The sequence below is a fragment of the Streptomyces sp. NPDC050743 genome (genome assembly GCF_044456925.1).
In the GTDB taxonomy this organism is placed as follows: domain Bacteria; phylum Actinomycetota; class Actinomycetes; order Streptomycetales; family Streptomycetaceae; genus Streptomyces.
Map to the genome: position 1 here is coordinate 478,349 of NZ_JBITGJ010000001.1, position 15,581 is coordinate 493,929.

Here is a 15,581-nt window from a genome sequence, read left to right on the forward strand (position 1 = left end):
GCACAGCGCCCCGGCGCCCCGGTCAGCTGCCCAGGCGGACCCGCACCACGAAGTCGTGCAGCGCGTCGTACGCACCGGGCGCGTCGGGCAGGGACGAGGCGGACTGGGCCTCGTCGAGCTCGGCGTGCAGCCGCTCCACATCGGCCTCCACGCGCGCGTGCCGGACGTCCGCGCCGCCGTGCTCGCGCTCGGCCTTGGCGGCTATCAGCTCGGGCAGATAGCCGGGGGCGTCGAGGTGCTCCAGCAGCGTGGGCAGGTGGGCCTGGACCTCGCCGCTGCGCATGAGGTGGATGCCGGTGAGCAGCACCCGGAACGTGTAGAGCAGCGGCTTGAGTTCGCCGGTCTTCTCGAACAGCCGCCACTGGGTCACCGCGAATCCCCGGTAGTGGTGGGCGTGGTGGCTGGTGAGGACGCCGGGGGCGAGGGCGGCCAGCTCCCGGTGCGCGTCCCCGGTGTGCACGACCAGCGGCGAGAGCAGCTGCTCCAGCACATAGCCGTTGCGGCGCAGCATCAGCCGTACGAACTTGCGCAGATCGTGGGTGACGAGGTCCAGTTCGACGCCGTAGCGCACCCAGGCCCGGGAGCGGGTCTCCTCCGGCTCGCGCAGCCCGACGAGGTCGGCCGCCGGGAGCAGATGGACGCCCCGCAGGTCCACGTCGGAGTCCTGCGAGGGGAAGCCGTACAGATGGGCTCCGGAGACGGTCGCGAACAGCACGGGGTCGGGCTGCTGCGCGACCACGGGCTTCAGGTCGATGTCGAGGTCGTCGATCATGGGCCTAAGCGTCCCAGAGCGTACCCAGCGCCGACAGATCGCCCCGGTACTCGATCCGCTCGCTCCAGTCGGCCGGCCAGACGTCCTCGCCCAGCCACGCGCCCGCGAACGCGCCGGTGAGGCAGGCGATGGAGTCGGAGTCGCCGGAGGAGCAGGCCGCCCGGCGCAGGGCGGTGACGGGCTCGTCGGGGAAGAGCAGGAAGCACAGCAGCCCGGTGGCGAGGGCCTCCTCGGCGATCCAGCCCGCGCCGGTGGCCAGGCACGGGTCGGTCTCCGGGGAGACGGTCCGCACGGCCTGCTGGAGCCGGTCGAGAACCGCCAGGCACTCGTCCCAGCCACGGGCGATGAAGTGCTCGGGGGTGGGGTCCTGGGAGCGGGTCCACAGGTTGCCGAGCCAGGCGTGGTCGTAGTGTGTGCGGTGGTCCAGGGCGTACGAGCGGAGCTGTCCGACGAGGCCGGTCGGATCGGTGCCCTGGGCGAGCAGATGGACGGCGTGGGCGGTCAGGTCGGAGGCGGCGAGCGCGGTGGGGTGGCCGTGGGTGAGCGCGGACTGCAACTGGGCGGCGCCGGCGCGCTGTTCGTCGCTCAGGCCGGGAGCGAGCCCGACGGGGGCGACGCGCATGTTGGCGCCGCAGCCCTTGGAACCGACCTGACTGGCGTCCTGCCAGGCGCGGCCTTCCTCCGTCAGCAGGCTGCACGCGGTCAGGCAGGTGCGGCCCGGGGCGCGGTTGTTCTCCGGCGAGTGGTACCAGCCCACGAACTCCTCGCGCAGCGGCCGCTCCAGCCGCTTCGGTGCGAGGAACCCGCGCTCCATGGCCGTCCTGAGCGCCCGCCCGACGGCGAGGGTCATCTGCGTGTCGTCGGAGACGAAGGCGCGCCGCGGCAGCTCCATCTCCCGCCAGGGCCCGCACTTGGCGAGGATCGACGGTACGTCGTTGAACTCGGTCGGGAAGCCGAGGGCGTCCCCGAGGGCGAGGCCCAGCAGTGCCCCGGTGGCCGCGTGTTTGGACATAGGATCACCATCCCCCTTTATCGTCACCCTGACAATAAGAGGGAATGGTGATCGCGGCAAGGCGTTTTCGAGGTCGGCCTAGAGGTCGACTTCCTTCATGAGCATCCCGACCTCGGTGTTGGACAGGCGCCGCAGCCAGCCCGACTTCTGGTCGCCGAGGGTGATCGGCCCGAAGGCGGTGCGGACGAGCTTCTCGACCGGGAAGCCGGCCTCCGCCAGCATGCGCCGCACGATGTGCTTGCGGCCCTCGTGCAGGGTCACCTCGACCAGGTAGTTCTTGCCGGTCTGCTCCACGACCCGGAAGTGGTCCGCGCGCGCGTAACCGTCCTCCAGTTGGATGCCGTCCTTCAGGCGCTTGCCCAGATCGCGCGGGATCGGGCCGACGATCGCCGCGAGGTAGGTCTTCTTCACGCCGTACTTGGGGTGGGTCAGGCGGTGCGCCAGCTCACCGTGGTTGGTGAGCAGGATGACGCCCTCGGTCTCGGTGTCCAGCCGGCCGACGTGGAACAGCCGCGTCTCGCGGTTGGTGACGTAGTCCCCGAGGCACTGGCGCCCCTCCGGGTCCTCCATCGTGGAGACGACACCGGCGGGCTTGTTCAGCGAGAAGAACTGGTACGACTGCGTCGCGACCGTCAGGCCGTCGACCTTGACCTCGTCCTTCTCCGGGTCGACCCGGCGGCCCTGCTCCAGGACGATCTCGCCGTTGACCTCCACCCGCGCCTGCTCGATCAGCTCCTCGCAGGCCCGCCGCGAGCCGTAGCCGGCGCGCGCGAGGACCTTCTGCAGCCGCTCGCCCTCCTGCTCGGCGCCCGGGAAGGTCTTGGGCAGCTTGACGTCCTTCTTGCCGGCGTAGCGCTCCCGGTTGCGCTCCTCGACACGCGTCTCGTACTCACGCGAGCGCGCGGGGGCCGTACGGCCGCGCCCGCCGCCCTGCTGGGCCTGCTTCGGGCCGCCCTTGGCGCCACCGCGGGCCGCGCCGCCGCGACCGGACTTGGGGCCGTCCTTCGTGGCCCCGGGGCCCACGTCGTAGCGGCGCTCCTCGGGGCGGGGCTTGCGGGGACGGCCCTGCCCCTGCCGCTCGTCCCGGTCGTTGCCGGCGCCGCGGTAGTTACCGCGCCCGCCGCTGTTCCTGCCGCTGCCGCTGCTTCGCATCAAGGTTTCCGTCTTAGTCGTCTGCGTCCTGAGCACCGGGCGCGTCGGGCGCGTCCGGGTCGAACGACGGCACCCCTTCCTGGGTCTCGGCCTCGATCGCCTCCGCCTCCGGGAGGAAGGGCGCGAGCTCCGGAAGCTCGTCCAGGCCGCGCAGGCCCATCCGCTCCAGGAAGTAGTTCGTCGTCCTGTACAGGATCGCACCTGTTTCGGGTTCCGTGCCCGCCTCCTCGACCAGACCCCGTTGCAGGAGGGTGCGCATCACACCGTCGCAGTTGACTCCGCGCACGGCGGAGACGCGGCTGCGGCTGACCGGCTGCCGGTAGGCGACGACCGCGAGGGTCTCCAGCGCGGCCTGGGTGAGCCGGGCGGTCTGGCCGTCGAGGACCAGCCGCTCGACGGCGGGGGCGTACTCGGCGCGGGTGTAGAAGCGCCAGCCGCCCGCGACGAACCGCAGCTCGAAGCCGCGGCCCTGCACGGTGTACTCGTCGGCCAGCTCCCGCAGCGCGTCCGCGACCTGCCGTCTGGGCCGCTCCAGCAGCTTGGCCAGGTGCTCCTCGGTCGCGGGCTCGTCCACGACCATGAGCATCGCCTCCAGGGCCGGCTTGAGGTCGAGGTCGGCGACGCCGCGCAGTCCCTGGGGGAGTTCTGTGGTCTCGCTCATGCCTTCTTCTCCTCCTTGGGCTGCTCGGGCGGCCGGTCGAACTCGTCGGTGACCATCGGTGCCGTGTCGGTGTCCGCGCCGGTCCAGCGCACCAGCAGCTCCCCGAGCGCGGCCTCCTGCTCCAGGGCGACGGCCTTCTCGCGGTACAGCTCCAGCAGGGCGAGGAACCGGGCCACGACGGTGAGGGTGTCGTCGGTGTCCTCGACCAGCGCCCGGAAGCTGGCCTCGCCCAGCTCCTTCAGCCGCGCGACCACGATTCCGGCCTGCTCCTGCACGCTCACCAGCGGGGCGTGGATGTGGTCGACGTAGACCTGCGGCTTGGGCTTGGGCTGCATCGCCTTGACCGCGAGCCTGGCGAAGCCCTCGGGTCCGATGCTGATGACGACCTCGGGCAGCAGCTCGGCGTGCTGCGGCTCCAGGCCGACGGTACGGGGCCAGCGCCGGGCTTCCTCATCGAGCCGCCGGTTGAAGATGTCCGCGATCTGTTTGTACGCGCGGTACTGCAGCAGCCGCGCGAACAGCAGGTCCCGCGCCTCCAGCAGCGCCAGGTCGGCCTCGTCCTCGACCTCGGCGGCGGGCAGCAGCCGGGCCGCCTTCAGATCGAGCAGCGTGGCGGCGACGACGAGGAACTCGGTCGTCTGGTCCAGGTCCCAGTCGGGTCCCATGGCCCGGATGTGCGCCATGAACTCGTCGGTGACCTTGGAGAGCGCGACCTCGGTGACGTCCAGCTTGTGCTTCGAGATCAGCTGGAGCAGCAGATCGAAGGGACCCTCGAAGTTGGCGAGCCGCACCTTGAAGACACCGTCGACGGAGCCTTGGGACTCCCCGGTCTCCCCTGGTCCACCGGCTCCGGGCACCGAGGCCCCGGCGAACACGGACGCCTCCGGCTCGGCGACTGCGGAAGCTTCGGGCTCGGCGACTGCGGAAGCTTCGGGCTCGACGGCCACCCGCTCTCCCGGCTCGGCGAGCGCGGGCCCTTCGGAGCCGGCAACCGCAGGCGCCTCCCACCTGCCAACTCCGCGAGCCCCGGGCTCGGCGGCTGTACGAGCTTCCGGCCCGGTGGCCACCAGCCCTTCCCGCCCGGCGGGCACAGACCCCTGGGAGCCGGCAACCGCGGGCGCCTCCGCCCCGCCGACTACGCGAGCTCCCGGCCCGGTGACCGCGAAGGCTTCCGGCTCAGCCGCCACCAGCCCTTCCCGCCCGGCAGGCACAGACCTCTCGGAGCCGGCAACCGCAGGCGCGCCCGACCTGCCGACCGCACGAGCTCCCGACCCGGCGACTGCGGGAGCGTCGGACTCGGCAGCTGTGCGAGCTTCCGGCTGGGCAGCGACCAGAGCTTCCCGCTCGGCGGGCGCGGACCCCTCGGAGCCGCCAGCGGCGGGCGCCTCCGGCCTACCGACTGCGCGAGCCTCCGGCTCGGTGGCCGGCGGTTCTTCGGGCGGTGTGGGCGCCGGTGCCTCGGGTGGGGTGGCTGCGGGTGTCTCTTCCGGCAGGCCCTCGTGCCCATCGGCCTGCGCCGGAGACTCGGACTCGGGCGCCGGCTCGCTCTCCGGCACGACCGGCGGAGCCATTCGCGGGACCCCTGGGCCCCGCCCCAGCGCACGCCGACGGCCGGCGCCGGCGCCGGGGAGGGGAACGTCGTTCGAGGTCATGGCCCTCGCAGGCTACCCCTACCGCCCCCGCAGCCGGCGTACGAGGATGCTCGCGTCCCCGCGGGACTCCAGGTCGGCCAGGACCACGGCCACCGCCTCGCGGACGATCCGCCCGCGGTCGACCGCGAGCCCGTGCTCACCGCGGAGCACCAGACGGGCGTGCTCGAGGTCCATCAGCTCCTCGGCCGACACATACACCGTGATCTTCTCGTCGTGCCGCTCGCGCCCGCTGGGCCGTCGCGTCGCCGCCCGCCCCCGATTCCGCGGCGCCTCGGCGGCGGGGGGTGCGACAGAGCCGTCCTGCGCCGCCTGCCGACGCGCCGGGCGGGTGCGGGACTCGCCGGCCCCGTCCTGCTCGGCCTCCGCCGCGGCGTGCTCCGGGCCCTCGCCGTCACCGCCCTGGACCAGCACCGACTGCGGTGCGTCCTCGCCGGCGGCCGCGTCGTCGCTCTCCCCCGCGGGAGCCGGCACCCGGGCCTCACCGCCCGCCGCGCGCCGAGGAGTCGACGGCTGAAGCGCCGTCCCCCCTGTCGTACGGAAGAGTTCGTCGGCCCCGGGCAGACTCACTCGGCGTGACACCGGGCGAGCACCTCCCTGGCGAGCTGGCGATAGGCGGCGGCACCGACGGAGTTGGAGGCGTACGTGGTGATCGGCTCACCGGCGACCGTGGTCTCCGGGAAGCGGACCGTGCGGCCGATGACCGTGTGGTAGACGTGGTCGTCGAAGGCCTCGACCACACGCGCCAGCACCTCACGGCTGTGGACCGTGCGCGAGTCGTACATCGTGGCGAGGATGCCGTCCAGTTCGAGCTCGGGGTTGAGCCGCTCCTGGACCTTCTCGATCGTCTCGGTCAGCAGGGCCACACCGCGCAGGGCGAAGAACTCGCACTCCAGCGGCACGATCACCTTGTGAGCGGCCGTCAGGGCGTTGACGGTGAGCAGGCCGAGCGAGGGCTGACAGTCGATCACGATGTAGTCGTAGTCGGGCAGCAGCGGCTTCAGGGCACGCTGCAGCGTCGACTCGCGGGCGACCTCGGAGACCAGCTGGACCTCGGCGGCCGACAGGTCGATGTTGGAGGGCAGCAGGTCCATGTTGGGGACCGCGGTCTTCAGCAGGACGTCGTCCGCGGACATGCCCCGCTCCATGAGCAGGTTGTAGACCGTCAGATCGAGTTCCATCGGGTTGACGCCGAGTCCCACCGACAGCGCGCCCTGCGGGTCGAAGTCCACGAGCAGCACGCGCCGGCCGTACTCCGCGAGCGCGGCACCCAGGTTGATGGTCGACGTGGTCTTGCCGACGCCGCCCTTCTGGTTGCACATCGCGATGATCTTCGCGGGGCCGTGGTCGGTCAGCGGGCCGGGGATCGGGAAGTACGGCAGCGGGCGTCCGGTCGGGCCGACGCGCTCACGGCGCTGACGGGCAGCGTCGGGCGCGAGCGTGGCCGCGTACTCCGGGTCCGGCTCGTATTCGGCGTCGGGGTCGTAGAAGTGCCCCTCGGGCAGTTCGTCGTAGTCGGCGAAGTGGTTGTGGGGCGCGCCACTTCCGTCGCCGGCCATGGCGTTCACGTGATGGCCATCCATGCTCGGGTGTGCTGTCCCGGCCGCCTGCGGACCGGAACTCTGGTGGGCTGCGAAGGTGCGCACAGCTACGGAGCCGACAGCCTCGAATCCCGCGGGGCCCTGGCCCCGTGCAGGCATTCCTGGTTGACCACCCCCGGGAGAAAATGTCGACTCATTCACAAGTCGTCTTACCTCCTTGGTGACCAGGAAACTTCTAGACAAGGTCAGCGTGGCACCATGCCGACGGTTGGCGACTCTATGGCGTGTCGGCGGTCCGCAGCAACACAATCCGCCGGACCCGGCAGGATGTGTCGGCAATGAAACATCTCTCTGTCAAGGGCGTACGGCCGTCGCACAGCAGGTTTCACCCGTGTACGAATCGGTCGAAGAGTTGCGTTCGAGGCGAGTTGACCAAGAGTCGCCAAGTGACCATACACACATCCGGCCGGACCTTGTCGGGCAAGGTCCGGCCGGGTGCGCGCTGTTGACGAGCCGTGTTGACGAATCGCCTTTTACGACCTGGTGACTTAGCGACTCAGCAGGTCACGGGGGTCAGCCGAGCAGGGTCTCCAGCTCGACGTGCTCCAGGCCGTGGGCCTCGGCGACCTCCTTGTAAACGACCTTGCCGTCATGGGTGTTCAGACCCTTGGCGAGCGCGGCGTCGCGGCGCAGCGCCTCGACCCAGCCGTTGTTGGCGAGGGAGACGATGTAGGGCAGCGTCGCGTTGGTGAGGGCGTTGGTGGAGGTGTTGGGCACCGCGCCGGGCATGTTGGCGACGCAGTAGAAGACCGAGTTGTGCACCTGAAAGGTCGGCTCGGCGTGCGTCGTCGGGTGGGAGTCCTCGAAGCAGCCGCCCTGGTCGATCGCGATGTCGACAAGGACACTTCCGGGCTTCATGCGGGCCACCAGCTCGTTGGTGACCAGCTTCGGGGCCTTGGCGCCCGGGATGAGGACCGCGCCGATGACAAGGTCGGCGTCGAGGACGGCCTTCTCCAGCTCGAAGGAGTTGGACATGATCGCCTTGACCTTCGTACCGAAGATCTTGTCGGCCTCGCGCAGCTTGTTGATGTCGCGGTCGAGCAGGGTCACGTCGAAGCCCATGCCGACGGCGACCTGGGTGGCGTTCCAGCCGGAGACACCGCCGCCGATGACCACGGCCTTGGCCGGGGTCACACCGGGGACGCCGCCCGGCAGCACGCCACGGCCGCCGGCCGCGCGCATCAGGTGGTAGGCGCCGACCTGCGGGGCCAGCCGGCCCGCGACCTCGGACATCGGGGCGAGCAGCGGCAGCGCGCGGTTCGGCAGCTCGACGGTCTCGTAGGCGATGGCCGTGGTGCCGGACTCGATGAGCGCGTCCGTGCACTCCTTGGAGGCGGCCAGGTGCAGGTAGGTGAAGAGGATCTGGTCCTTGCGGAGACGGTGGTACTCCTCCGCGATGGGCTCCTTGACCTTCAGCAGCAGGTCGGCGGTGGCCCACACCTCGTCGGCGGTGCCGAGGATCGCGGCACCGGCGGAGACGTACTCCTCGTCCGTGATCGAGGAGCCGAGGCCGGCGCCCCGCTCGACGACGACCTGGTGCCCGTTGCGCACCAGCTCGTGCACACCGGCGGGGGTGATGGCCACCCGGAACTCGTTGTTCTTGACCTCGCGGGGGATGCCGACCTTCACGTCGATCACGGTCCTTGGCTCAGAGGGTATGGGGGTGCTTCAAGACGTACCCAGACATGCAAGGGCATACCGGGAGACACCGCAGGAGAACGTGCGGCAGAGCCAGTTTAATGAAGGTGTTCCGAGTGTCTAGCCTTTCATTGCATCAATCTTCGCTGGATGCACTGCGGATTTCGCAGGCATCGGCGTCCTGTTTGGGGCTTGCCCCGTCCTCCGAGCCCTCCTCCTCCAGCATGCGCCCGGCCGCCGCGCGGTGCAGACGGGCGGCGGCCGGGTCGCCGAGGTGGTCCAGCGTGTCGGCGAGCCGGAGCTGCAGCGCGGCCTGCAACCGGACGTCCTCGGCGCGCCGCGCCCACTCCACCGCCTCGAGGCAGGTGCGCAGCGACTCCTCGAACCGTCCCGCGTACTCCTGCACCCGGGCCAGCTCGCTCAACGCCCGCGCGTGGGCGGCGACATCACCGCCCCTGCGGTAGCCGGCGACGGCGGCCCGCCAGTTCCGCAGGGCCTCGCCGTAGCGGCCCGCGTAGGTGTGGGCGGTGGCGATCCGGCCGTACAGCCGGGCGGCCTGCTCGCGCTCGCCGCGCGCCAGCCGCTCGGCGAGGGCCCGGCCGAACCAGTCCGTGGCCCGCTCGTAGTCCCCGAGCTCCTGGTAGGCACCACCTACGGATTCCATTGCGCGGCCGGTCGCGTACGGGTCATTCGCTCTGCGTCCGGCGGACAGAGCCAACCGATATCGTGCCAGCGCGTCCTGGGTACGGCCGGTCTGCGCGTCCACGTCGCCCAGGTTCAGCAGGGCCGCGGCCTCCTCCCGGGCCAGCCCACGCCGCTCGGCGACATCGAGGACCAGGCTGTGCACCTCGTACAGGTCGGCAGCGGCGGCCTGCGTGCCTTCGTGCGCCACCATGGCCCTGACCAGCTGGGACATCAGCCGCCGGGCGAGGGTGTCCAGCTCGCCGTCGGCCACCGCCAGGCGTGCGCACGCCAGCAGCGCGGGGCGCCGGATGCGCAGCCAGTCGGCGGCCGCCCTGGGGTTGGGGAAGCGCACCTCGGGGGGCATCGCGCTCAGCTTCTCCCGGGCCTGCGGGCTGTCCGTCTCGGTGATCGCCCGGCACGACTGCAGCAGCCGCACCGTCCGCTCCAGCATCCGGGCGCGGGCCAGCTGCAGCTCCGCCGGCCGCTCCTGGCTCTCGGCGCAGGCGCGCAGCAGCGGGTGCAGACAGCCGGGGACGTCGTACTGGGGCAGCGGGGAGTCCACCGCGCGCAGCAGGCCGAGGGCGACGAGCTCGTCCAGGCCGGCGCGGGCGGCGCTCACCGAGCAGCCGGCGAGGGCCGAGGCGGTGTGCGGGTCGATCAGGCCGGCCGGGGCGAGGGAGAGCAGGCGCAGCATCCGGGCGGCCGGGCCGGGCAGGTCGCCGAGGACGTGCCGGAAGACCCGGGCCAGCGGGGTGCCCTCCGGGCCGTCGTCGGCGGCCGTGTGCAGCCGTTTGGCGAGGTCGGAGACGGCGGCCTTGGGGCGGGCGGCGAGCCAGCCGCCCGCCAGCACCAGCGCGGTCGGATGGCCCTGGCAGGCCTCCACCAGGCTCTCGGCGGAGCGCGGGTCGACGGTGATGCGGACGGTGCCGGTGTAGCGGGTGAGGAGTTCCACCGCCGACTTCGTGTCCAGGCCTCCCAGGGTGCAGGGGCGGACGTTCGCGATGCCGGTGAGCGGGCCCGCGGAGACGGCCAGCACCAGGCAGTCCGGGGCCTGAGGGAGCAGCGCGTCGACCTGCTCGGCGCCGGCCGCGTCGTCCAGGAGCAGCAGGGCGCGCCGGTCGGCGAGGGCGGTGCGCAGCGCCTCGGTGAGGTCGTCCTCGGCCGCGCCGGCCGGGGCCGGCAGCTCCAGCGCGGCGAGCAGGTCGCGGGCGGCGCGCCCGACGGGGACGGGGGTGCCGTCGGGCTCGCTGAGCCGGGTCCGCAGCACTCCGTCGGGGTAACGGTCCTCGATCTGCCGGACGAGTTCCTCGGCCAGGGCGGTCCGGCCGGAGCCGGGGCGGCCCGCGATCAGCAGCACGCGCGCGCGTGGCGCCTTGCGGCCGGAGAGGGTGTCCAGTCCCGCGCGCTCGATGTCGGCGCGCAGCTCCTTCAACTCCCTTGTGCGGCCCAGGAAATGGTCGTGTGCGCCCTCGTGCGCCGACAGTCGCACGCCGCCTGTGTCCACCGCCTGATCCGTCACGGGCCACACTCCCGTCCCACCGCACGCGCAAGCCCGCCGGATCTTCCGCTACGGGCGTGCAAGAGCCTAGTTCACGCCGTGCGAGGTGCCGTGAGGAGCGTGACCGGCCGGGTCCCCTGATCGGATCAGGGGATCGTCACACCAGTGCGCCGATCGAGTCCGGTTCCGGGCTCCGGGTGCGGGTCAGGACTGGAAGGGCCGGGCCGGCCAGGGCGCGTCGGCCGGGCGGAGTGCGTCGAGGCCGTCGCCGCCGCGCGCGGCCACCAGGGAGAGGACGCCGACGACCAGGCAGTTGTTGTGCACATCACCGGCCAGGATCCGGCGCACCAGCTCCTCGACGGGCACGCGCGCGTGCTCCATGTCGGTCTCCTCGTGCTCCGCCTCGAACCGCTCGCCCTCGGCCTCGGACAGGTCGCGGGCGAGGAAGATCCGTACGGCCTCGTCGCAGCCGCCGGGCGTGGTGTAGACGTCGGTCAGCACCCGCCAGTCCTCGGCCTTGACGTGCGCCTCCTCGTACAGCTCGCGCTGGGCGGCGTGCAGCGGGTTCTCGCCGGGCACGTCGAGCAGACCGGCCGGGATCTCCCACAGCTTGTGCCGCACCGGGTGGCGGTACTGGTTGATCAGCAGCACCCGGTCCTCCTCGTCCAGGGCGAGGACGGCGACCGAGCCGGGGTGGACCTGGTAGTCGCGGCGGGCCACCGATCCGTCGGGCATGACCACGTCGTCCGTACGGACGGAGGTCTTGTTGCCCGTGAAGGGGGTCTCCGTCGCCCGGATCTCCCACTCCTCGGGGGTGTCCTTGATCGTCATGCCCTGTCCTTCCCCAAAGCGCCAAGCGGCCGGGGCGCGATCGTTCTGAACCAGCGCGCCCCGGCCACCGTACAACCCTTGTGTTACTTCGAGATCTTCCGCTCGACCGCGGCCTTCACCAGGCCGGCGAACAGCGGGTGCGGACGCGTCGGCCGGGAGCGCAGCTCCGGGTGGGCCTGCGTGGCGACCAGGTAGGGGTGGACGTCACGCGGGTACTCCACGTACTCCACGAGCTTGCCGTCCGGCGAGGTGCCCGAGAAGAGGATGCCGGCCTTCTTCTCCAGCTCCGCGCGGTAGGCGTTGTTGACCTCGTAGCGGTGGCGGTGCCGCTCCTCGACGTACTCCTTGCCGTCGTACACCTCGCGCACGATCGAGCCCTCGGCCAGCTTCGCCGGGTACATGCCGAGGCGCATCGTCCCGCCCATGTCGCCCTCACCGGCGACGATGTCCAGCTGCTCGGCCATGGTGGAGATGACCGGGTGGCCGGTGGCCGGGTCGAACTCGGTGGAGTTGGCGTCCGGGATGTCGGCCAGGTTGCGCGCGGCCTCGATCACGATGCACTGCAGGCCCAGGCACAGGCCGAGCAGCGGGATCCTGTTCTCGCGGGCGTACTTGATCGCGCCGACCTTGCCCTGCACACCGCGGTCGCCGAAGCCGCCCGGGATGCAGATGCCGTCGACGTCGGACAGCTGGGCCTTGGCGCCGGCCGGGGTCTTGCAGTCGTCCGAGGTGACCCACTTGATCTTCACGCGGGCCCGGTTGGCGAAGCCGCCGGCGCGCAGCGCCTCGGTCACCGACAGGTAGGCGTCGGGCAGGTCGATGTACTTGCCGACCAGCGCGAGGGTGATCTCGTGCTCGGGGTTGTGGACGCGGTCCAGCAGGTCGTCCCAGGTGGTCCAGTCGACGTCGCGGAACGGCAGGTCCAGCTTGCGCACGACGTAGGCGTCCAGGCCCTCGGAGTGCACGACCTTCGGGATGTCGTAGATCGAGCGGGCGTCGGGGCAGGCGACCACGGCGGCCTCGTCGACGTCGCACATCAGCGAGATCTTCCGCTTGATCGCGGTCGGCACCTCGCGGTCGCAGCGCAGCACGATCGCGTCCGGCTGGATACCGATGTTGCGCAGCGCGGCGACGGAGTGCTGGGTCGGCTTGGTCTTCAGCTCTCCGGAGGGGCCGATGTACGGCAGCAGCGAGATGTGCACCACGAAGACGTTGTCCCGGCCGACCTCGTGGCGGACCTGGCGGACGGTCTCCAGGAACGGCAGCGACTCGATGTCGCCGACGGTCCCGCCGACCTCCGTGATGACGACGTCCACCTCGTCGGTGGCCATGCGCCGGATGCGGTGCTTGATCTCGTTGGTGATGTGCGGGATGACCTGCACGGTGTCGCCCAGGTACTCGCCGCGCCGCTCCTTGGCGATCACGGTGGAGTACACCTGACCGGTGGTGACGTTGGCGGTGCCGTCCAGGTCCCGGTCGAGGAAGCGCTCGTAGTGGCCGATGTCCAGGTCGGTCTCGGCGCCGTCGTTCGTGACGAACACCTCACCGTGCTGGAAGGGGTTCATCGTGCCCGGGTCGACGTTCAGGTACGGGTCGAGCTTCTGCATCACGACGCGCAGGCCGCGGGCCTTGAGCAGCATGCCCAGGCTGGAGGCGGTCAGGCCCTTGCCGAGCGAGGAGGCGACGCCCCCGGTGACGAAGATGTGCTTGGTCGTCGTGGATTTGGGCGGCATGGCCAAGAGGGGGCTCCCGTGGTCGCTGTCTGTGATGCGGTGCGGCTGCCGTCCCGGATGCCTCCGGAGGTGCCGTCGCTGCGGTTCGGGGGTTTCGGGCCCACCGGTCCACGGGCTACCAGGGTATCAGCGCCTGGCGCGGATGGCTTCCGGCCACGCTCTGCGCTCGCCCGGGCACCGGGGGATCCGCCACACTGTGCACAGGCAGACAAACGTCACATGGTCATCACCCGCTGCTCACCCGTTCGGCCCGCACAGGTTGCCCGGAGCGGCACGCAGATCATCTACGTGCGTCGTATCCTGCTCGGACACTCGCTGCCGAGCCCGGCCGGAACGACGGCACACCCCCGCCTGCACCACCCGGAACAACGTGAGCGCGGCAGTTCGTTGAGCAAAGACTGTCGTATTGCCTCAGGGCTCGGCGGGCTGCTTTGCTTCACCGCTCAACGACGTATAACAACGACCCCTTGACCGCACTAGCGACAGCCCCCCTGCGCGGGGGTGACGTGGCCGTTCGACTGGAGTTGCACGTGGCCGGGCGCATCGAAGACTACGCACTCATCGGAGACATGCAGACCGCAGCCCTGGTCTGCCGGGATGGCACGGTGGACTGGCTGTGCCTGCCCCGCTTCGACTCGCATGCCATCTTCGCCGGCCTGCTGGGCACCGAGGAGCACGGCTTCTGGCGGCTCGGACCGGCCCACGCCGCCGACTGTCCGCCGCCCACGGCCGCCCGGCGGAGCTACCGCGGCGACTCGCTGATCCTGGAGTCGGAGTGGGACACCCCGCGCGGCACGGTCCGCGTGACCGATTTCATGCCCCCGCGTGAGGGCGCGCCCCAGCTGATCCGGATCGTGGAGGGCGTCACCGGCCGGGTGCCGATGCGCTCCGCGCTGCGGATGCGGTTCTCCTACGGCCGGGTCATCCCCTGGGTGCACAAGCACGAGGGCCGTACGGTGGCGGTCGCCGGACCGGACTCGGTGTGGTTCGACACGGAGGCCGAGACCTACGGGAAGTCGCTGACGACGTACGCGGACTTCACGGTCGCCCCGGGTGACCGGATCGCCTTCACCATCTCGTGGCAGCCCTCGCACAAGGAGCCGCCGCCGCTGCCGGAGCCCGAGGCCTCGCTGGAGGCGACGGAGGAGTTCTGGCGCGAGTGGGTCGAGCACTGCACGTACCACGGGCCGTACCGGGAGGCGGTGATCCGCTCCCTGATCACCCTGAAGGCCCTGACGTACGCCCCCACGGGCGGCATCGTCGCGGCCCCGACGACCTCGCTCCCCGAGGACATCGGCGGGGTCCGCAACTGGGACTACCGCTACACCTGGCTGCGCGACGCCGCGATCACCCTGTCCTCCCTCCTGCGCACCGGCTACCGCGAGGAGGCCCGCGCCTGGCGCGAGTGGCTGCTGCGCGCGGTCGCGGGCGACCCGGACAACCTGCAGATCATGTACGGCATCGCCGGCGAGCGCGAGCTGGGCGAGGCCGAGCTGGACTGGCTGCCGGGCTACGAGCACTCGGCCCCGGTCCGGGTGGGCAACGGCGCCGCGCACCAGCTCCAGCTGGACGTGTACGGCGAGGTCACCGAGGCCCTGCACCTGGCGCACATGACGGGCCTGGCCCGCAACGACTACGCGGCCCTGCTCCAGCTGAAGCTGATCCGCTACCTGGAGGACCACTGGCAGGAGCCGGACGAGGGCATCTGGGAGGTGCGCGGTCCGCGTCGGCACTTCGTGCACTCCAAGGTGATGGCCTGGGTCGCGGTCGACCGCACCATCAAGCTGATCGAGTCCGGTGACGCGGACGGCCCGCTGGAGCGCTGGAAGGAACTGCGCGACGACATCCACCGGGACGTCTGCGAGAAGGGCTACGACAAGGAGCGCAACACCTTCACCCAGTCCTACGGCTCCCAGGAGCTGGACGCCTCGCTGCTGCTGATCCCGCAGATGGGCTTCCTGCCGCCGGACGACAAGCGGGTGATCGGCACGATCGAGGCGATCCAGCGCGAGCTGTCCACCCCGGACGGGTTCATCCTGCGCTATCCGACGGAAGGCGCCCACGCGGGCGTCGACGGCCTCCCGGGCGACGAGGGCGCCTTCCTGGCCTGCTCGTTCTGGATGGCGGACGACCTGGCGATGATCGGCCGCGTCGACGAGGCCCGCAAGCTGTTCGAGAGGCTCCTCGCGCTGCGCAACGACCTCGGCCTGCTCGCCGAGGAGTGGGACCCGCGCCTGCAGCGGCAGGTGGGCAACTTCCCGCAGGCGTTCAGCCATGTGCCTCTGATCGATACGGCCCTGCGGCTGACGGCCTCGGGAGCGTACGGGGGCTGAGCGGCCCGCCTAGGCTG

12 protein-coding genes are annotated in these 15,581 nt (G+C 71.4%); 1 reads left to right on the top strand and 11 read right to left on the bottom strand.

The genetic code is table 11. The annotated features are described in order from the left end of the window. Nucleotides 1–22 precede the first annotated feature (22 nt). The 11 genes from ACIBJF_RS02255 to ACIBJF_RS02305 form a co-directional block, all read right to left on the bottom strand. Complete coding sequence (locus tag ACIBJF_RS02255; protein WP_399171753.1) at nucleotides 23–772, bottom strand: DNA polymerase beta superfamily protein; 750 nt, start codon at nucleotides 770–772, stop codon at nucleotides 23–25. Between the two features lie 4 nt (nucleotides 773–776). Next, nucleotides 777–1,784: an ADP-ribosylglycohydrolase family protein gene (locus ACIBJF_RS02260; RefSeq protein WP_399171754.1), complete on the bottom strand. Its 1,008-nt coding sequence runs from the start codon at nucleotides 1,782–1,784 to the stop codon at nucleotides 777–779. A gap of 78 nt (nucleotides 1,785–1,862) precedes the next feature. After that, complete coding sequence (locus ACIBJF_RS02265) at nucleotides 1,863–2,936, bottom strand: pseudouridine synthase (RefSeq protein ID WP_399171755.1); 1,074 nt, start codon at nucleotides 2,934–2,936, stop codon at nucleotides 1,863–1,865. Between the two features lie 13 nt (nucleotides 2,937–2,949). Continuing rightward, nucleotides 2,950–3,597, bottom strand: coding sequence for an SMC-Scp complex subunit ScpB (gene scpB / locus ACIBJF_RS02270; RefSeq protein WP_351803880.1), 648 nt, complete (start codon nucleotides 3,595–3,597; stop codon nucleotides 2,950–2,952). Further along, a complete protein-coding gene (locus ACIBJF_RS02275; RefSeq protein ID WP_399171788.1) occupies nucleotides 3,594–4,688 on the bottom strand; it encodes a segregation and condensation protein A in 1,095 nt (364 codons plus the stop codon). The genes scpB and ACIBJF_RS02275 overlap by 4 nt, the downstream gene beginning before the upstream one ends. Nucleotides 4,689–5,267: 579 nt before the next feature. Beyond that, nucleotides 5,268–5,828: a hypothetical protein gene (locus ACIBJF_RS02280; protein ID WP_399171756.1), complete on the bottom strand. Its 561-nt coding sequence runs from the start codon at nucleotides 5,826–5,828 to the stop codon at nucleotides 5,268–5,270. Beyond that, nucleotides 5,813–6,946 carry a ParA family protein gene (locus ACIBJF_RS02285; RefSeq protein WP_399171757.1) on the bottom strand — a complete coding sequence of 378 codons (1,134 nt, stop codon included), beginning with the start codon at nucleotides 6,944–6,946 and terminating at the stop codon, nucleotides 5,813–5,815. The genes ACIBJF_RS02280 and ACIBJF_RS02285 overlap by 16 nt, the downstream gene beginning before the upstream one ends. A gap of 414 nt (nucleotides 6,947–7,360) precedes the next feature. Next, nucleotides 7,361–8,476, bottom strand: coding sequence for an alanine dehydrogenase (gene ald, locus ACIBJF_RS02290; RefSeq protein ID WP_399171789.1), 1,116 nt, complete (start codon nucleotides 8,474–8,476; stop codon nucleotides 7,361–7,363). Between the two features lie 145 nt (nucleotides 8,477–8,621). After that, nucleotides 8,622–10,688: a tetratricopeptide repeat protein gene (locus ACIBJF_RS02295; RefSeq protein ID WP_399171758.1), complete on the bottom strand. Its 2,067-nt coding sequence runs from the start codon at nucleotides 10,686–10,688 to the stop codon at nucleotides 8,622–8,624. A gap of 183 nt (nucleotides 10,689–10,871) precedes the next feature. Continuing rightward, a complete protein-coding gene (locus ACIBJF_RS02300; protein WP_399171760.1) occupies nucleotides 10,872–11,498 on the bottom strand; it encodes an NUDIX domain-containing protein in 627 nt (208 codons plus the stop codon). A gap of 83 nt (nucleotides 11,499–11,581) precedes the next feature. After that, complete coding sequence (locus tag ACIBJF_RS02305; RefSeq protein ID WP_399171761.1) at nucleotides 11,582–13,231, bottom strand: CTP synthase; 1,650 nt, start codon at nucleotides 13,229–13,231, stop codon at nucleotides 11,582–11,584. A 530-nt stretch (nucleotides 13,232–13,761) separates the two neighbouring features. Between ACIBJF_RS02305 and ACIBJF_RS02310 the strand changes: the two genes are divergently transcribed. Beyond that, nucleotides 13,762–15,564 (top strand): glycoside hydrolase family 15 protein, encoded by a 1,803-nt coding sequence (locus ACIBJF_RS02310; RefSeq protein WP_399171790.1) that lies wholly within the window; start codon nucleotides 13,762–13,764, stop codon nucleotides 15,562–15,564. The last annotated feature ends 17 nt before the right edge of the window (nucleotides 15,565–15,581 follow it).